The sequence below is a fragment of the Streptomyces racemochromogenes genome, from assembly GCF_039535215.1.
Classification (GTDB): Bacteria; Actinomycetota; Actinomycetes; order Streptomycetales; family Streptomycetaceae; genus Streptomyces; species Streptomyces racemochromogenes.
This window is the reverse complement of record NZ_BAAAWT010000001.1, coordinates 5,622,266-5,640,664: the sequence shown is the minus strand read 5'-3', so window position 1 is coordinate 5,640,664 and position 18,399 is coordinate 5,622,266. Positions and strand designations below refer to the sequence as shown.

General features: G+C 71.5%; 13 protein-coding genes and 1 pseudogene. 7 read left to right on the top strand and 7 right to left on the bottom strand.

The window, feature by feature from the left end; translation table 11 throughout:
* Positions 1–105 precede the first annotated feature (105 nt).
* A pseudogene (gene metH / locus ABD973_RS25915) lies at positions 106–3,619 on the bottom strand (methionine synthase).
* Between the two features lie 250 nt (positions 3,620–3,869).
* Here metH and ABD973_RS25910 point away from each other — a divergent pair.
* The 5 genes from ABD973_RS25910 to ABD973_RS25890 all read left to right on the top strand — a co-directional run bounded on the left by ABD973_RS25910 (position 3,870) and on the right by ABD973_RS25890 (position 10,121).
* Positions 3,870–4,637, top strand: coding sequence for an IclR family transcriptional regulator (locus ABD973_RS25910; RefSeq protein ID WP_125820611.1), 768 nt, complete (start codon positions 3,870–3,872; stop codon positions 4,635–4,637).
* Positions 4,638–4,962: 325 nt separating this feature from the next.
* Entirely contained in the window at positions 4,963–5,745 is a 783-nt protein-coding gene (locus ABD973_RS25905; RefSeq protein WP_125598838.1) for an MIP/aquaporin family protein, read from the top strand.
* 77 nt (positions 5,746–5,822) lie between these two features.
* Positions 5,823–7,349: a glycerol kinase GlpK gene (gene glpK, locus ABD973_RS25900; RefSeq protein ID WP_125820612.1), complete on the top strand. Its 1,527-nt coding sequence runs from the start codon at positions 5,823–5,825 to the stop codon at positions 7,347–7,349.
* Positions 7,350–7,388: 39 nt separating this feature from the next.
* A complete protein-coding gene (locus ABD973_RS25895; RefSeq protein WP_125598832.1) occupies positions 7,389–8,996 on the top strand; it encodes a glycerol-3-phosphate dehydrogenase/oxidase in 1,608 nt (535 codons plus the stop codon).
* A 126-nt stretch (positions 8,997–9,122) separates the two neighbouring features.
* Positions 9,123–10,121, top strand: a complete 999-nt coding sequence (locus ABD973_RS25890; RefSeq protein ID WP_125820613.1) for a PAC2 family protein — start codon at positions 9,123–9,125, stop codon at positions 10,119–10,121.
* Between the two features lie 303 nt (positions 10,122–10,424).
* Here the strand turns inward: ABD973_RS25890 and mshC are convergent, their stop codons facing one another.
* The 4 genes from mshC to ABD973_RS25870 all read right to left on the bottom strand — a co-directional run bounded on the left by mshC (position 10,425) and on the right by ABD973_RS25870 (position 13,949).
* Complete coding sequence (gene mshC, locus ABD973_RS25885; RefSeq protein ID WP_125598826.1) at positions 10,425–11,654, bottom strand: cysteine--1-D-myo-inosityl 2-amino-2-deoxy-alpha-D-glucopyranoside ligase; 1,230 nt, start codon at positions 11,652–11,654, stop codon at positions 10,425–10,427.
* A 120-nt stretch (positions 11,655–11,774) separates the two neighbouring features.
* Entirely contained in the window at positions 11,775–12,611 is an 837-nt protein-coding gene (locus ABD973_RS25880; protein ID WP_206436629.1) for an SCO1664 family protein, read from the bottom strand.
* Complete coding sequence (locus tag ABD973_RS25875) at positions 12,575–13,165, bottom strand: DUF3090 domain-containing protein (protein ID WP_125598820.1); 591 nt, start codon at positions 13,163–13,165, stop codon at positions 12,575–12,577. The genes ABD973_RS25880 and ABD973_RS25875 overlap by 37 nt, the downstream gene beginning before the upstream one ends.
* A gap of 76 nt (positions 13,166–13,241) precedes the next feature.
* A complete protein-coding gene (locus ABD973_RS25870; protein ID WP_125598817.1) occupies positions 13,242–13,949 on the bottom strand; it encodes a histidine phosphatase family protein in 708 nt (235 codons plus the stop codon).
* A gap of 54 nt (positions 13,950–14,003) precedes the next feature.
* Between ABD973_RS25870 and corA the strand changes: the two genes are divergently transcribed.
* Positions 14,004–14,999: a magnesium/cobalt transporter CorA gene (gene corA / locus ABD973_RS25865; RefSeq protein ID WP_125598814.1), complete on the top strand. Its 996-nt coding sequence runs from the start codon at positions 14,004–14,006 to the stop codon at positions 14,997–14,999.
* Positions 15,000–15,024: 25 nt separating this feature from the next.
* Here the strand turns inward: corA and ABD973_RS25860 are convergent, their stop codons facing one another.
* A complete protein-coding gene (locus ABD973_RS25860; protein WP_125820614.1) occupies positions 15,025–15,816 on the bottom strand; it encodes a ferritin-like domain-containing protein in 792 nt (263 codons plus the stop codon).
* A gap of 264 nt (positions 15,817–16,080) precedes the next feature.
* The gene (locus ABD973_RS25855; protein WP_125598808.1) at positions 16,081–17,130 is read right to left on the bottom strand and encodes an LLM class F420-dependent oxidoreductase; all 1,050 of its coding nucleotides are present in this window, start codon (positions 17,128–17,130) and stop codon (positions 16,081–16,083) included.
* 109 nt (positions 17,131–17,239) lie between these two features.
* Between ABD973_RS25855 and ABD973_RS25850 the strand changes: the two genes are divergently transcribed.
* Positions 17,240–18,223: an aldo/keto reductase gene (locus ABD973_RS25850; protein WP_125598804.1), complete on the top strand. Its 984-nt coding sequence runs from the start codon at positions 17,240–17,242 to the stop codon at positions 18,221–18,223.
* The last annotated feature ends 176 nt before the right edge of the window (positions 18,224–18,399 follow it).

The following is an 18,399-nucleotide window of genomic DNA, read 5'->3' as shown; positions in this document are numbered from 1 at the left end:
CCTCTCGTGGGGACGACAAGGCCGGTCACCTCGCCCCGCAGGGGACATCCCCTGGGGAACAGGTGACCGGCCTGTTTGGGACCGACCAGTGTACGCCGGTCCGCGTCAGCGTGCGTTGAAATACTTCGCTTCGGGGTGGTGAATCACCAGAGCGTCGGTGGACTGCTCGGGGTGGAGCTGGAACTCCTCCGAGAGGTGGACGCCGATCCGCTCCGGCTGGAGGAGGTCGGCGATCTTGGCACGGTCCTCCAGGTCGGGGCAGGCGCCGTAGCCGAGGGAGAAGCGGGCACCGCGGTACTTGAGGTCGAACATGTCCTCGACCTTGTCGGGGTCCTCGCCGCCGAAGCCGAGCTCGGCGCGGACGCGGGCGTGCCAGTACTCGGCGAGGGCCTCGGCGAGCTGGACGGAGAGGCCGTGGAGCTCCAGGTACTCGCGGTAGGAGTCGGACTCGAACAGCTTGGCCGTGGCCTCGCCGATCCTGGAGCCGACGGTGACCACCTGGAGGCCGATGACGTCGGTCTCGCCGGAGTCCTCCGGGCGGAAGAAGTCGGCGAGGCACAGGCGGCGGCCGCGGCGCTGGCGCGGGAAGGTGAAGCGGGTCCGCTCGTTGCCCTGCTCGTCGAGGATGATCAGGTCGTCGCCCTTGGAGACGCACGGGAAGTAGCCGTAGACCACGGCCGCTTCCAGGAGGTTCTCGGTGTGCAGCTTCTCCAGGAGGCCGCGCAGACGCGGACGGCCCTCGCTCTCGACGAGCTCCTCGTACGTGGCCCCGCCGGCGCGGGCCTGCTTGAGGCCCCACTGGCCCTTGAACAGGGCGCCCTCGTCCAGCCAGGAGGCGTAGTCCTTGAGCGGGATGCCCTTGATGACGCGGGTGCCCCAGAAGGGCGGGGTGGGCACCGGGTTGTCGACGGCGACGTCGGAGCGGGCGCCGGACTCCTCCGGCTCCTCCACCGGGAGGGCGGGGGTGTCCCGCTTGGCCACGCGGCGCTGCTTGAGCTCGGGCAGGGCGGCGCCGGGGACGCCGCGCTTGACGGCGATCAGCGCGTCCATCAGCCGCAGGCCTTCGAACGCGTCCCGGGCGTAGCGGACCTCGCCCTCGTAGATCTCGTGGAGGTCCTGTTCGACGTAGGCGCGGGTGAGGGCGGCGCCGCCGAGGATCACCGGGTAGTCGGCCGCCCAGCTTGCGCTGGTTGAGCTCCTCCAGGTTCTCCTTCATGATCACCGTGGACTTCACCAGCAGCCCGGACATGCCGATCACGTCGGCCTTGTGCTCCTGCGCGGCCTCCAGGATCGCCGAGACCGGCTGCTTGATGCCGATGTTCACCACGTTGTAGCCGTTGTTGGTCAAGATGATGTCGACCAGGTTCTTGCCGATGTCGTGGACGTCCCCGCGGACCGTGGCCAGCACGATCGTGCCCTTGCCCTCGTCGTCCGTCTTCTCCATGTGCGGCTCGAGGTAGGCGACCGCCGTCTTCATCACCTCCGCCGACTGCAGGACGAACGGCAGCTGCATCTGCCCGGAACCGAACAGCTCACCGACGACCTTCATGCCCTCCAGCAGGGTGTCGTTAACGATGTCCAGCGCCGGCCGGGTCTGGAGTGCCTCGTCCAGGTCCGCCTCCAGGCCGTTCTTCTCGCCGTCGATGATCCGCCGCTGGAGCCGCTCCTCCAGCGGCAGCGCCAGGAGCTCCTCCGCACGGCCGGCCTTCAGCGACTTGGTGTTCACCCCCTCGAAGAGGGCCATCAGCTTCTGCAGCGGGTCGTAGTCACCCTCACGCCGGTCGTAGATCAGGTCGAGGGCGGTGCTGACCTGCTCCTCGTCGAACCGGGCGATCGGCAGGATCTTCGACGCGTGCACGATCGCCGAGTCCAGACCCGCCTTGACGCACTCGTCCAGGAACACCGAGTTCAGCAGCACCCGGGCCGCCGGATTCAGACCGAAGGAGATGTTCGACAGACCCAGCGTCGTCTGCACGTCCGGATGACGGCGCTTGAGCTCACGGATCGACTCGATCGTCGCGATCCCGTCCTTACGGGACTCCTCCTGCCCCGTGCAGATCGTGAACGTCAGCGTGTCGATGAGGATGTCCGACTCCCGGATCCCCCAGTTCGACGTCAGGTCCTCGATGAGGCGTTCGGCGATGGCGACCTTGTGCTCGACCGTGCGGGCCTGGCCCTCCTCGTCGATGGTCAGCGCGATCAGCGCAGCACCGTGCTCCCGCGCCAGACGGGTCACCTTCGCGAACCGCGAGTCCGGCCCGTCACCGTCCTCGTAGTTGACCGAGTTGATGACCGCACGCCCGCCCAGCTTCTCCAGCCCCGCCTGGATCACGGGCACCTCGGTCGAGTCCAGGACGATGGGCAGGGTGGAGGCGGTGGCGAAACGCCCCGCCAGCTCCCGCATGTCCGCGACACCGTCACGGCCCACGTAGTCCACGCACAAATCCAGCATGTGCGCGCCCTCACGGATCTGGTCCCGCGCCATCTCCACACAGTCGTCCCAGCGGCCCTCCAGCATCGCCTCACGGAACTTCTTCGACCCGTTCGCGTTCGTCCGCTCACCGATCGCCATGTACGAGGTGTCCTGCCGGAACGGCACCGTCTGATAGAGCGACGCCGCACCCGCCTCCGGCTGCGGACTGCGCTCGGTCACCGCCGTGCCCCGCACCCGCTCCACCACCTGCCGCAGATGCTCCGGCGTCGTACCACAGCAGCCGCCCACCAGGGAGAGCCCGTACTCACGGACGAAGGTCTCCTGCGCGTCCGCCAGCTCGGAGGCCGACAGCGGATAGTGCGCGCCCTGCTTCGTCAGCACCGGCAGGCCCGCGTTCGGCATGCACGACAGCGGGATCCGCGCGTTGCGGGCGAGGTAGCGCAGGTGCTCGCTCATCTCCGCCGGACCCGTCGCACAGTTCAGACCGATCATGTCGATCCCCAGCGGCTCCAACGCCGTCAGCGCCGCACCGATCTCCGACCCCAGCAGCATCGTGCCGGTGGTCTCGACCGTGACGGAGCAGATGAGCGGGACGGTGACGCCGAGGGCCTCCATGGCGCGGCGGGCGCCGATGATGGAGGACTTGGTCTGGAGGAGGTCCTGGGTGGTCTCCACGAGCAGCGCGTCCGCGCCGCCGGAGATGAGGCCCTCGGCGTTGATCTGGTAGGCGTCGCGGATCTGGGCGTAGGTGATGTGACCCAGGGTGGGCAGCTTGGTGCCGGGGCCGATGGAGCCGAGGACCCAGCGCTGCTGTCCGGTGGAGGCGGTGAACTCGTCGGCCACCTGACGGGCGATGCGTGCGCCGGCCTCGGACAGCTCGAAGTTGCGGTCGGGGATGTCGTACTCGGCGAGGGCCGCGTAGTTCGCGCCGAAGGTGTTGGTCTCGACGCAGTCCACGCCCACGGAGAAGTAGGCCTCGTGGACCGAGCGGACGATGTCCGGGCGGGTGACGTTGAGTACCTCGTTGCAGCCTTCCAGCTGCTGGAAGTCCTCCATCGAGGGGTCCTGTGCCTGGAGCATGGTTCCCATGGCTCCGTCGGCGACGACCACCCGGGTCGCGAGCGCCTCTCGGAGGGCATCGGCCCGTGTCTGGGTGTCTGCGGGCGGGTTCGGCAACGAGGCCATGGTTGAGCTCCCTGGGCTGCGACGGCTGTCGGCTTTGCACCCTCTGTGTCAAGGGTGCACGCGGTCAGGGTAACCGCGCGGCGGCGGCCCCGGTGAGGGCGTCCCACGTGGCGGACTGCATCCTGTGGCCGGGAGCCGCGTGGGAGGGTGCCCCGGTCGCGCCGCACCGGGAATCACCCAACCATGCACGAGGTCGACATCGACCGATAGTGTTCAGCATTGTCGAACTACGTCAGCAGGAGGCTGCGCGATGGCACGGAACATCCAGTCGCTCGAACGAGCCGCTGCGATGCTGCGGCTCCTGGCCGGCGGGGAACGCCGGCTGGGTCTCTCGGACGTGGCGTCCTCCCTTGGCCTGGCCAAGGGCACGGCTCACGGGATCCTGCGCACGTTGCAGGCCGAGGGTTTCGTGGAGCAGGACCCGGCTTCGGGGCGCTACCAGCTGGGCGCGGAGCTGCTGCGGCTGGGGAACAGCTACCTGGACGTGCACGAGCTGCGCGCCCGCGCGCTGGTGTGGACGGACGACCTGGCGCGGGCCAGCGGCGAGAGCGTGTACGTGGGGGTGCTGCACCAGAGCGGGGTGCTGATCATGCACCACGTGTTCCGGCCGGACGACAGCCGTCAGGTGCTGGAGGTGGGGGCGATGCAGCCGCTGCACTCCACGGCCCTGGGCAAGGTGCTGTCCGCCTACGACCCGGTGGCGCACACGGAGGCCCTGGACGGGGAGCGGGAGGCCTTCACGCCCCGCACGGTGACCGACGCGGCGGGTTTCGAGGGCGTGCTGGACCTGACCCGGGCGCGGGGCTGGGCGTCGGACGTCGAGGAGACCTGGGAGGGGGTCGCCTCGGTGGCCGCCCCCATCCACGACCGGCGCCGGATGCCGGTGGGCGCGGTTGCCGTCGCGGGCGCCGTGGAGCGGGTCTGCGGGGAGTCCGGGGAGCCCCGGCCGGCCCTGGTGGCCTCCGTACGGGACTGCGCGCGGTCGGTTTCGCGCGATCTCGGCGCGGGCCGGTTCTGAGCTTGACCTGACGCCTTCGGTCCACCCCATGGCCGCCTTCACGGGCCATTCGGGTGGACTTTGGCGTTTTCCGACCAGCCAGTGGCTGGATTTGGTCGATCGTACCGAGTGGTAACGATCCGGTTCTTTGACCTGGTCAGCCCTTGACGCGTTCTTCACCCAGGCGGAAAACTGCCGTTCATCGGTCGGCATTGTCGAACAGCTACCGGCAATACGCGTTAGGCTGTGGCGAGGCCATGGACCGGTGAAGCACTCACCGAGTGTGTGGACCACCGGAGGGACCCGGTGTCCGCCCACCCCTGGACGTAAGACAAAGGAGTCGCGGGTGTCCAGCTCCGACATCTTCATCGGCGAGACCATCGGTACCGCCCTGCTCACACTGCTCGGCGGCGGCGTGTGCGCCGCCCTCACGCTCAAGAGCTCCAAGGCCCGCGGCGCGGGCTGGCTCGCGATCACCTTCGGCTGGGGCTTCGCGGTCCTGATCGCCGCCTACGTCTCCGCGCCGCTCTCCGGCGCGCACCTCAACCCGGCGGTCACCGTCGGCATCGCCGTGAAGACCGGCGAGTGGGGTGACGTCCCCGTCTACTTCGCGGGCCAGCTGCTGGGCGCCATGCTCGGCGCGGTCCTGATGTGGGTCACGTACTACGGCCAGTTCGCCGCGCACCTGGCGGACCCCGAGAACATCAGGGACGCCAAGCTCGGCCCCGAGGACCCGCACCCGCACGACCAGGCCGGCCCGGTGCTCGGCATCTTCTCGACCGGCCCCGAGATCCGCAACGTGGTCCAGAACCTCGCCACGGAGATCATCGGCACCTTCGTCCTGGTCATCGCGATCCTGACGCAGGGCCTCCAGGACGGCGGCAAGGGCCTCGGCGTCGTCGGCGTCCTGATCACCTCCTTCGTGGTCGTCGGCATAGGCCTCTCCCTCGGCGGTCCGACCGGCTACGCCATCAACCCGGTCCGCGACCTCGGTCCCCGCATAGTCCACGCCCTGCTCCCGCTGCCCAACAAGGGCGGCTCGGACTGGGGGTACTCCTGGATCCCGGTGGTCGGCCCGCTCGTCGGTGCCGCGCTCGCCGGCGGTCTGTACAACATCGCGTTCGCCTGATCAGCATCGGCCCGCGTTCGTAAGATCCGCACCGCATCCTGATTCCGCCTACTCATAGACCTGCCAGGAGCAGCCACATGACCAGCAGCACCGGCCCCTTCATCGCCGCGATCGACCAGGGCACCACCTCCTCCCGCTGCATCGTCTTCGACCGCGACGGCCGCATCGTGGCCGTCGACCAGAAGGAGCACGAGCAGATCTTCCCGAAGCCGGGCTGGGTCGAGCACGACGCCGTCGAGATCTGGACCAACGTCCAGGAGGTCGTCGCCGGGGCCATCGCCAAGGCCGAGATCACCGCCGCCGACGTCAAGGCGGTCGGCATCACCAACCAGCGCGAGACCACCGTCCTGTGGGACAAGAACACCGGCGAGCCGGTGCACAACGCGCTGGTCTGGCAGGACACCCGCACCGACGCCCTGTGCAAGGAGCTCGGCCGCAACGTCGGCCAGGACCGCTTCCGCCGCGAGACCGGCCTGCCGCTGGCGAGCTACTTCGCCGGTCCGAAGGTCCGCTGGCTGCTCGACAACGTCGAGGGCCTGCGCGAGCGCGCCGAGGCCGGCGACATCCTCTTCGGCACCATGGACTCCTGGGTCATCTGGAACCTCACCGGTGGCGCCGAGGGCGGTGCGCACGTCACGGACGTCACCAACGCCTCGCGCACCATGCTGATGAACCTGCACACCCTGGCCTGGGACGAGAAGATCGCGGAGTCGATGGGCGTCCCGCTCAACGTGCTCCCCGAGATCAAGTCCTCCGCCGAGGTCTACGGCCACGTCAAGGACGGCGTCCTGGCCGGCGTCCCGGTCGCCTCGGCGCTCGGTGACCAGCAGGCCGCCCTCTTCGGGCAGACCTGTTTCGCCGAGGGCGAGGCGAAGTCCACCTACGGCACCGGCACGTTCATGCTGATGAACACCGGCGACAAGATCATCAACTCCTACAGCGGCCTGCTGACCACGGTCGGCTACCAGATCGGCGACCAGAAGCCGGTCTACGCCCTGGAGGGCTCCATCGCCGTCACCGGCTCGCTCGTCCAGTGGATGCGCGACCAGATGGGCATGATCAAGACCGCCGCCGAGATCGAGACCCTCGCGCTCTCGGTCGAGGACAACGGCGGCGCCTACTTCGTGCCGGCCTTCTCCGGCCTCTTCGCCCCGTACTGGCGCTCCGACGCCCGCGGTGTGATCGCCGGCCTCACCCGGTACGTCACCAAGGCGCACATCGCCCGTGCCGTCCTGGAGGCCACCGCCTGGCAGACCCGCGAGATCACCGACGCCATGACCAAGGACTCCGGCGTCGAGCTGTCGGCCCTCAAGGTCGACGGCGGCATGACCTCCAACAACCTGCTGATGCAGACGCTCTCGGACTTCCTGGACGCCCCCGTGGTGCGCCCGATGGTCGCCGAGACCACCTGCCTCGGCGCCGCCTACGCCGCCGGCCTGGCCGTCGGCTTCTGGCCCGACACCGACGCCCTGCGCGCCAACTGGCGCCGCGCGGCGGAATGGACCCCGCGGATGCCCGCCGACCAGCGGGACCGCGAGTACAAGAACTGGCTCAAGGCCGTCGAGCGGTCCATGGGCTGGATCGACGACGAAGACGCCAGCTGACGCACCGGCTGAGCCGATCGACGAGGAGCTGAAAGAAATATGAGCACCCTGCAGAGCGTTCCCGCCCTGGGCACGCACCCGACTTCCGGTGCCAACGCGAGCCGCGCGGAGACCCGTGAGCAGCTCTCGAAGGCCACGTACGACCTGCTGGTCATCGGCGGTGGGATCCTGGGCACCTCGGTGGCCTGGCACGCCGCCCAGTCGGGTCTGCGGGTTGCGATGGTGGACGCCGGCGACTTCGCCGGCGCCACCTCCTCGGCCTCCTCGAAGCTGGTCCACGGCGGTCTGCGCTACCTGCAGACCGGCGCGGTCAAGCTGGTGGCGGAGAACCACCACGAGCGGCGGGTGCTGGCCAAGGACGTGGCCCCGCACCTGGTCAACCCGCTCACCTTCTACCTGCCGGTCTACAAGGGCGGTCCGGTGGGTGCGGCCAAGCTGGGCGCGGGCGTCTTCGCCTACTCCGCCCTCTCGGCCTTCGGCGACGGCATGGGCAAGGTCATATCGCCGGCCCGTGCCGTCGCCGACAACCCCGGCCTCAAGACGGACAACCTCAAGGCCGTCGCGGTCTACTACGACCACCAGATGAACGACTCCCGCGTCGCCGTGATGACGGTCCGCGCGGCCGTCGAGTCCGGCGCGGTCGTCCTCAACCACGCCGAGGTCACCGGCCTGCGCATGACGCGCGGCCGGGTCAGCGGCGCCGAGCTCAAGGACCGCCTGGACGGCACCGAGTTCGGGGTCGACGCGCGCGTCGTGCTCAACGCCACCGGCCCGTGGGTGGACCACCTGCGGCGCATGGAAGACAAGCACGCGATGCCGTCGATCCGCCTCTCCAAGGGGGCGCACATCGTCATGAAGCGCAAGTCGCCGTGGAAGGCCGCCATGGCCACCCCGATCGACAAGTACCGCATCACCTTCGCCCTCCCGTGGGAGGACCAGCTGCTCCTCGGCACCACCGACGAGGTGTACGAGGGCGACCCGGCGGACGTGCGCGCCACCGAGAAGGACATCGAGCAGATCCTGGACGAGGCCGCGTTCTCCATCAAGGACGCCGACCTCGACCGCTCGCTGATGACGTACGCCTTCGCCGGCCTGCGCGTGCTCCCCGGCGGCCCCGGCGGCGTCGAGAAGGCCAAGCGCGAGACGGTCGTCTCCGAGGGCGCGGGCGGCATGCTGTCCGTGGCCGGCGGCAAGTGGACCACGTACCGGCACATCGGCCGCGTGGTCATGGACAAGCTCGCCAAGCTCCCGGGCAGCCCGCTGACCGACGACATGGAGCCGGTGAAGTCCCTCGTGCGCCGCGTCCCGCTGCCCGGTGTCGCCAACCCGAACGCGGTGGCGCACCGCCTGCTCGTGGACCGCGAGCCCGGCGCCCGCATGGACCCGCTGACCGCCCGCCACCTGGCCTCGCACTACGGCTCGCTCGCCTTCGACATCGCCCGCCTGGCGAACGAGGACCCGGCGCTGGCCGAGCGCATCCACCCGGACGGTCCGGAGATCTGGGCGCAGGTCGCCTACGCCCGTGACAACGAGTGGGCCGAGACGGTCGACGACGTGCTGCGCCGCCGTACGACGGTGACCGTCCGCGGCCTGGACGACGAGGCCGTACGGGCCCGCGTAGAGGAGATGCTGGGCCGCAAGGCATAGCTCGTACGCGGGTGGGGAAGAGGGGCGGTTCCGAGGGGAACCGCCCCTCTGTCGTGGGCTGTGGCCGACGTACCCCGAAGGCTTAGGCTGGCCCACGTACGCAAGGAACTTCGGAAGGAGACCTGGGTGATCGAGCTTGAGGGCGTGCCCGAGCTGATCGACCCGGTCATGGTGGCCGCGTTCGAGGGCTGGAACGACGCGGGAGACGCCGCCTCCGGTGCGGTGGCGCACCTGGACCGGGAGTGGAAGGGCGAGGTCTTCGCGGCGCTGGACGCCGAGGACTACTACGACTTCCAGGTCAACCGGCCGACGGTGTGGCTGGACAACGGGGTCAGGAAGATCACCTGGCCCACGACGCGGCTCTCGGTGGTCCGCATCGGCGGCACGAAGCCGCGCGACCTGGTGCTCGTACGGGGCATCGAGCCGTCCATGCGGTGGCGGTCGTTCTGCAACGAGCTGCTCGGGTTCGCGCACGAGCTGGGCGTCGAGATGGTCGTCATCCTGGGCGCGCTGCTGGGCGACACCCCGCACACGCGGCCGGTGCCGGTGAGCGGGGTGACCTCGGACGCGGACCTGGCGCGGACGATGGACCTGGAGGAGACGAAGTACGAGGGCCCCACGGGGATCGTGGGCGTCCTCCAGGAGGCCTGTACGCATGCGGGGGTCCCGGCGGTGTCGCTGTGGGCGGCGGTGCCGCACTACGTGTCCCAGCCGCCGAACCCGAAGGCGACGCTGGCGCTGCTGAACCGGCTGGAGGACCTGATCGACATCCGGATCCCGCTCGGGGAGCTCCCGGAGGACGCGCGGGCGTGGCAGCTGGGCGTGGACCAACTGGCCGCCGAGGACAGCGAGGTGGCGGAGTACGTCCAGACGCTGGAGGAGGCGCGGGACACGGCCGATCTGCCGGAGGCGTCGGGGGACGCCATCGCGCGGGAGTTCGAGCGGTACCTGCGGCGGCGGGACCCTTCCGCTGCCGCGGAGCAGCCGGGTGACGGCTCGTACCTGCGGGACACCTCCAGCGGCCTGACGCGGCCGGCCCGCCGCCGTGACCCCTCCGGGGAGGACCCGCAGCCCCCGGTCACGCCGCCGGACCCGGAGGAACCGGGGGACACCCCCGAGCCGTAACCCCGCGGGGCGGGCTGTGGGCGCCGCTGCGCGGAGCGGTCCCCTACCCGCCCTTCGCCCGTTCCCCGGGCTCCGCCCGGACCCGCGCCCCAAGCGCCGGCGGGGCTGAAATCAGCCCCGCCGGCGATTGAGGCGACGGGCGCGCAGCGCCCGTACCGGGTCAGGGGCAGCACCCCTGGGAACGGTGGAAGGGCGGGTAGGGGACCCAGCCCCGCGCAGCGGCCCACCCACCCGCACACGACCAGGCTCCGGGTACGGCGATGCCCCCGAGCTCGGGCGGAGCCGGGGGCATGGCAGCCGGTGCTACAGGGCCACGCCCAGCAGGGCGTCGACCGTGCGCGAGACCAGGCCCGGGGCCGACTCGTCGTCGCCGTCGGAGGCGTTCTGGGCGTCCACCCACGCGTCCACGGCCGCCAGCGCCGCCGGCGCGTTCAGGTCGTCGGCCAGGGCCGCGCGGACCTCCTCCACCAGTGCCTCGGCCGGCAGGCCGTCCGGCCGGGACACGGCCGCGCGCCAGCGCGCCAGACGGGCCTGCGCCTGCGCGAGGACGTCGTCGGTCCACTCCCAGTCCGCGCGGTAGTGGTGCGCGAGCAGGGCCAGGCGGATGGCCGCGGGGTCCACCCCGGCCCGCCGCAGGGCGGAGACGAAGACGAGGTTGCCCTTGGACTTCGACATCTTCTCGCCGTGCAGCGCGACCATGCCCGCGTGGACGTACGCCTTGGCCATCGGGAACTCGCCCGTCAGGGCCTGCGCGTGCGAGGCGCCCATCTCGTGGTGCGGGAACGCCAGGTCGGACCCGCCGCCCTGGATGTCGAAGCCCATGCCCAGGTGCTCCAGGGCGATGGCCACGCACTCGATGTGCCAGCCCGGCCGCCCGCGGCCCAGGGAGCCGCCGTCCCAGCTCGGCTCGCCCTCGCGGGCGGCCATCCACAGCATCGGGTCGAGCGGGTTCTTCTTGCCCGGGCGGTCGGGGTCGCCGCCGCGCTCGGCGGACAGGGCCCGCATCGCCGCGGCGTCGAGGTGGGAGACACCGCCGAAGTTCGGGTCGGCCTCCACCGAGAAGTAGACGTCGCCTTCGAGCTCGTACGCGGCGCCCGCGTCCCGGAGCCGCTCCACCAGCGGCACGATGCCCGGTATGGCCTCGACGGCGCCGATGTAGTGCCGCGGCGGCAGCATGCGCAGGGCGGTCATGTCCTCGCGGAAGAGGGCCGTCTCGCGTTCGGCGAGCTCGGTCCAGTCGTGCCCGTCGCGCAGCGCCCGCTCCAGCAGCGGATCGTCCACGTCCGTGACGTTCTGGACGTAGTGGACCTGCCGCTTGTTGTCGAGCCACACGCGCTGCACGAGGTCGAACGCGTTGTAGGTCGCCGCGTGACCGATGTGGGTCGCGTCGTACGGGGTGATACCGCAGACGTAGAGGCGTGCGACGGGACCGGGGTCGAGGGTGATCGTCCCCTGGGTCGCGGTGTCGTGGATCTGGAGGTCGCGGCCCTTGCCGGGCAGGGCGGGGACCTCAGAAGCGGGCCAGGCATGCATGGCTCGAGCCTAACCGGACGAGTGTTCCGGAAACGAATGGGACCAGCACTGTTGGCTTGATCGGCGCTCTTGCGGTCTGGCCGGTTCTGTGCGTCCGCGATCATCCGCGGACATCCCTGCTCAGACGGGCGGCCAGGGGATCGAGGGCCACTGACCGGACGGCTGCGGATGCCTCCCGTCCCGCAGCAACTGCGCCACGCGGGCCCGTACGGCGGCCAGCTCGACGGGGGTGATCAGTTCGCCCAGCCGGGTGGCGAGCGGCGCCCCGTCGGCCAGCTGTTCCTCCAGCGACCCCAGGACCTCGCGGGCCTCCTCCGTGAGCGGCTCCCCCGCCCAGCCCCAGAGCAGGGTGCGGAGCTTGTCCTCCGTGTGGAAGCTCACGCCGTGGTCGATCCCGTAGAGCCGGCCGTCCGGCGCGGGCAGCAGGTGGCCGCCCTTGCGGTCGCCGTTGTTGATCACGGCGTCCAGTACGGCGAGGCGGCGCAGCCTGGGGTCGTCGGCGTGCACGAGGAGAGCGGTGCGGCCCTCCCCGACCTCGGCGAGGGCGACCGGCTTCCAGCCCTCCCCCGCCTCCTCGCCCTCGACCAGGGCCAGCAGTGCGGATTCCGGCTGTTCTCCGGCCTCGATCCAGTGCTGGACCATGCCCTCTCCGTACGGGCCGTCGCGCAGCACGGTGGTGGGCACCAGCCCCCACCCGGTGGCCTCGGAGACCAGGTAGGCGGCGCGCTCGCGCCGGGCGAGGTTCCCGTCGGGGAAGTCCCACAGCGGCCGCTCGCCCTTGACGGGCTTGTAGACGCACTCGGCGCTGCGCCCCTCGTGGGCGACGGTGCACAGCAGGACCGCGTTGGAGGCCTCGGTGATGCGGCCGCGGACGGTGAGCTCACCGCGGGTGAGCAGCTCCTCTATCGGGGTCACCTCGCTCACGCCTGGCGCCGGTACCCGTTCTGGCGGGGGCAGACGTGCCCCTCGGGGTCGAGGGGCAGGCTGCACAGCGGGCACGGCGGCCGGCCCGCGTTGACCACGTCGAGGGCCCGCTTGGCGAAGGCCCGGGCCTGGGCGCCGGAGAGGCGGACCCGCAGCATCGGCGGGCCGTTCTCCTCGTCCTGGAGCAGGCGTTCCTCCGCCTCGGCGAGGTCCTCCTCGGATTCAGCCTCCAGTTCGACGAGCGCCTGCGCCTCGACGATCATCCGCTGTTCCTCACCGTCCCAGGCGAGGGCCATGGTGCCGACGCGGAACTCCTCCTCGACGGGGACGTCCAGCGGTGCGGTGTCGGCGGCCTCGGCGGGGGCCACGGCCGGGACGGGCGCGTTGCCGCCGGTGCGCCGCACGACCTCGTCGAGCAGTTCGTCCATCCGCTCGGCCAGCGCCGCGACCTGGGTCTTCTCCAGGGACACGCTGGTGACGCGGGCGCCCGAGGAGGCCTGGAGGAAGAAGGTCCGGCGTCCAGGCAGACCGACCGTGCCGGCCACGAAGCGGTCCGGGGGGTCGTAAAGGAACACCTGACGGGGCACGTCCAGTCTCCAAGTCTGAGGCAGGGGCAGGGCTGCTCGTGTGCTGTTGGCCCTGCCACCCTACTGCTCCGTTCGATCAGGCCGCGCCCGCGCCGCCCCCCACGACGGCGTTGCCGCCGCCCTCGGTCTCGGAGTCGGCGGAGGCGGCCGGGCGCGGGATCAGCGGGGCCAGGTCGCCGGTGTCGCCGAGGCGCAGCAGGAAGGGACGGGTGGGGGTGTAGCGGATCGCGGTGACCGAGCAGGGGTCGACGTGGATCCGCTGGAAGAGGTCGAGGTGCATGCCGAGGGCGTCGGCGACGAGGGACTTGATGATGTCGCCGTGGGAGCACATGAGGAAGGCGGCGCCGGGGCCGTGCTCCTCCTCGATCCGCGCGTTCCATTCGCGTACGGCGTCCACGGCGCGGGCCTGCATGGCGCGCATGGACTCGCCGCCGGGGAAGGCCGCGGCCGAGGGGTGCTGCTGGACGATCTTCATCAGGGGTTCGTCGGCGAGTTCGGAGAGCTTGCGGCCCGACCAGTCGCCGTAGTGGCACTCGCCGATCCGCTCGTCGGTGTGCAGGGGCAGGTCGGGGCGGGCCGCGAGCAGCGGGGCCAGGGTTTCCCGGCAGCGCTGGAGCGGGCTGGAGACGGCGGCGGCGAGGGGGATCCCGTCGAGCCTTGCGGGCAGGGCGGCGGCCTGCCCGGCGCCGTGTTCGTCGAGGGCCACTCCCGGGGTCCATCCGGCGAGCAGACCTGCGGTGTTGGCGGTGGACCGCCCGTGTCGTACGAGGATCAGCGTGGCCATGCATGCAGGGTATGCGGTGACGTCGGCGTGCGGGCGGGCGCGGGTCGGGGAAGAATGCCCGGCGTGATTGTCGACTGCGCGATGTACCGGGACGGCCGCCGCTCGCGGGCTCCGGAGGACTTCTCCGCCGCGCTGGAGGAGGCCCGGGCGCACGGTGACGCCTTCCTGTGGGTGGGGATGCACGAGCCGACGCCCGCGGAGTTCGAACGGGTGAGCCGTGAGTTCGGGCTGCACAAGCTGGCGGTGGAGGACGCGCTGACGGCGCACCAGCGGCCGAAGCTGGAGGTGTACGACGACTCGCTGTTCGTGGTCCTCAAGCCGGTGCTGTACGACGACGACGAGGACACGGTGACCACGGGCGAGCTGATGGTGTTCATCGGTGACTCCTTCGTGGTCACGGTGCGGCACGGCGAGGGGGCCGCGCTGGCGGCCGTGCGCCACCGGCTGGAGCAGGAGCCGGACGTGCTGCGGCACGGCCCGACGGCGGTGCTGTACGCGGTGTCCGACGCGGTGGTGGACCACTACATCGAGGTGGCGGCCGAGCTCCAGGCGGACCTGGAGGAGCTGGAGGCCGAGGTGTTCGCGCCGAACGCCCCGGACTCGTCCAAGGGCACCGCGGCCCGGATCTACGGCTTCAAGCGGCAGGTGCTGGAGTTCCGCCGGGCGACGAGCCCGCTGCTCCAGCCGATGGACCGGCTCGCCTTCGGGAACGTGCCCTTCGTGCACGACCACGCCCGGCCGTTCTTCCGGGACGTGGCCGACCACCTGACGAAGGCGAACGAGTACATCGAGGGCCTGGACCGGCTGCTGTCGGACGCCCTGTCCGCGCACCTGGCGCAGATGGGCGTCCGGCAGAACGACGACATGCGCAAGATCTCCGCCTGGGCGGCGATGGCGGCCGTGCCGACGATGGTGGCGGGGATCTACGGGATGAACTTCGACCACATGCCGGAGCTGCGCCAGCCCTGGGGCTATCCGGCGGTGGTGGTGCTCATGGCGGGGCTGTGCCTGGCCCTGCACAGGATGTTCAAGCGGCGCGGCTGGCTGTGAGCCCTCCCGCGTTCCGCGGCGGGGTTCAGGCGAACTCGTGGGTGGTCCTCGGTACGCCGCCGCCCAGCGGGTCGCGCCGCTCCGGCGGGCGCAGGCCGACCATGCGGTGCCAGCCGCTGAACCGCTCGTACGCGTACACCGCGCGGATGCCCGCGGCGAGGGCGGCGGCCTTGGGCGCGGGCCAGCGCAGGAGCCGGCCCATGTGGTCCATGACGGCGAGGCTGACGTCCCGGTAGACGCCGATCTCGGCGAGGGCGCTCTCGCGCAGCACACGCTGGATGGTCCGGCCGTGCCCCTGGCGGGCGAGGCGGAGCAGTTCCTCGTGGCAGTACGCGAGGTGGTTGTCCTCGTCGTTGCTGATGACGCGGACGGCCTTGCCGACCTCGGGGTGGTCGCCGAAGTGGCGCAGCAGCATCACCATCTGCTCGGAGGCGCGCTGTTCGGTGACCCGGCTGTGGGCGAGGTAGACGACGATGTCCTCCTCGCTGAGGGGCTCGTCGCGGCGCAGCTTGTCGTGCGCGAGGCCGATGCCGCGGCGTTCCAGCAGCATGGTGTAGTCGGTCTCGGGCGGGACGGGGACGGCGGGCAGGCCGCGCTTGCGCAGCAGGGCCCGGAAGATCCGGCCGTGCTTGTCCTCGTCGGCGCCGTGCCGGGTGATCTTGGGGGCCAGTTCGCGCATGCCGTCGGGGACGAGGGCGGCGATGCGGGCGTTCTCCCAGCCGCCCTGGGACTCCCCGCTGGCGGCGATGGAGCAGAACAGCTGGAAGGAGTCGTCGTGGTCGACGATCTCGTGGAACAGGCTGCGGGCTGAGAGCATGCAACGAGTCAAATGCGGATCGACCGGGCGGGCAACCGATGCGTGGCCGCACTCGGCCGAATGAACGAAACCGGCGGGCGCCCGGCGGGGCGTAACCCCGGGGGCGGGCCGGGCGTTGTTCGCTGTGTCGGCCGTGGCGGGGAAGACCCCCCGAGCCCCCACCACGGCCGCTGGCCTCTTTTCGACGCCGCCCTCGCACCGCTTCGCGGGCTTCGGGCGGCTGCGCCGGACTCCGCCCGACGATCCCCGGGCGGCCCCCGCGGGTCAGGCGAGGCCGGCGAGCTCCAGGGCCTCGGTGCCGGCGCGCAGGGCGGCGAGGCGCTCGTCGAGGGTGAAGCCTGCCGGGGCCAGCGTGAGGGTGGTGACCCCGGCGTCGGCGTAGGCCCGCATCCCGTCCGCGATGCGCTCCACGGAGCCGAGCAGGGTGGTCGAGTCGATCAGCGAGTGCGGGACCGCGGCGGCCGCCCCGGCCTTGTCGCCGCCCAGGTACTTGGCCTGGATCTCGGCGGCCTCCTTCTCGTAGCCCATGCGCTGGGCGAGCTGGTTGTAGAAGTTCTGCTTCGGGCTGCCCATGCCGCCGACGTAGAGCGCGGTGTAGGGGCGGAACACGTCCGCGAGGGCGTTCACGTCGTCGCCGAGGGCCAGCGGGACGGTCGGGCAGACGTCGAAGCCGTCCATCGTCAGCCCGGCCTTCTCGCGGCCCGCGCGGATGTGCCGCAGGGCGGTCTCCTCCAGGTGCTCGGCGGCCGGGAAGATCAGCAGGGCGCCGTCCGCGATCTCGCCGGTCTGCTCCAGGTTCTTGGGGCCGATGGCGGCGATGTAGAGCGGGATGTGGGGACGTTCGGGGTGCACGGTCAGCTTGAGCGGCTTGCCGGGGCCGCCGGGCAGCGGGAGGGTCCAGTGCTCGCCGTCGAAGCTCAGCCGTTCGCGGGACATGGCCTTGCGGACGATCTCCACGTACTCGCGGGTGCGGGCGAGCGGCTTGTCGAACTTCACGCCGTACCAGCCCTCGGAGACCTGCGGGCCGGAGACGCCGAGGCCGAGCCGGAAGCGGCCCTTGGTGAGGGAGTCCAGGGTGGCGGCGGTCATGGCCGTCATCGCGGGCTGGCGGGCCGGGATCTGGAAGATGGCCGAGCCGACGTCGATCCGCTCCGTCTGGGCGGCCACCCAGGCGAGCACGGTCGCGGCGTCGGAGCCGTAGGCCTCGGCCGCCCAGCAGACGTCGTAGCCGAGCCGGTCGGCCTCCTGGGCGACGGCCAGGTTGTCGGCGTCCATGCCCGCACCCCAGTAGCCGAGATTGATGCCGAGCCGCATGTGTCGTCCCCTAACGGATGTACCGGTTTACCGATCAGTAACGTGGGTCTGCGGGGGACTGTAGCGCGCCAAACGGCCCCGCGTCAGTGCCCCAGTAGTCTCAGCGCTCATGGAGCAGAGGCATCTCGGCCGCACCGGACTGCGCGTCTCCCGGATCGGCCTCGGCACCCTGACCTGGGGCCGTGACACCGGCGAGGAAACCGCCGCCGAGCAGTTGAAGACGTTCTGGGAGGCGGGCGGCACGCTCGTCGACACGGCCGACGTGTACGGCGCCGGAGAGGCCGAGTACCTGCTCGGGCAGCTGGTGGGCTCCGTGCTGCCGCGCCGGGACGTCGTCATCGCGACGAAGTCGGGCAGCGTCCCGGACCCCGACCGCCGCTTCAACGGCTCGCGCGGACACCTCCTGGCCGCCCTGGACGACTCCCTGGACCGCCTCGGCACCGACTACGTGGACCTGTGGCAGGTCCACGCCTTCGACCCGCACACCCCGCTGGAGGAGACCCTCCAGGCCCTGGACCTGGCCGTGTCCAGCGGGCGGGCCCGGTACGCGGGCGTGTCGAACTTCAGCGGCTGGCAGCTGGCGAAGGCCGCGACGTGGCAGCTCGGCGCGCCCGGGACGCGGACCCGGCTGGCCTCCACCCAGATGGAGTACTCGCTGCTCCAGCGGGGCGTGGAACGCGAGGTGCTCCCGGCGGCGCTGGACCTGGGGGTGGGTCTGCTGCCCTCCTCCCCGCTGGGCCGCGGGGTGCTGACGGCCAAGTACCGCGACGGGACGCCGGCCGACTCCCGGGGCGCGTCGCCGGCGCTGGCCGCGCTGGTGGAGCCGTACCTGGACGAGGCGGCGGGCCTGATCGTGGACGCCGTGGTCACGGCCGCGCAGGGGCTGGCGGTCACCCCGCTCCAGGTGGCGCTGGCCTGGATCCGTGACCGGCCGGGGGTGGCCGCCCCGATCGTCGGCGCCCGGACGGCCGCGCAGCTCGGGGCGGCACTGTCGGTGGAGGCCCTTACCCTTCCGGAGGAGATCCGCCGGGCGCTGGACGACGTGTCGGCGCCCGTGCACCGCTACCCGGATCAGGACTGGAGCACGCTGTGAGCACGGCCCCCGACCCCGCCAACCCCGCTGCCGCGGAGGACCCGTACGAAGCCGCCGCCGGGCCGGAGGCCCCTGAGCGCGCCGCCGGGGCCGGGACCGGGGAGCCCTCCCCCACCGGGGCCGCTGCCGGCCCGGCGGACGCCGAGGTCCGTGACGGCGGTACCGACCCCGCGGAC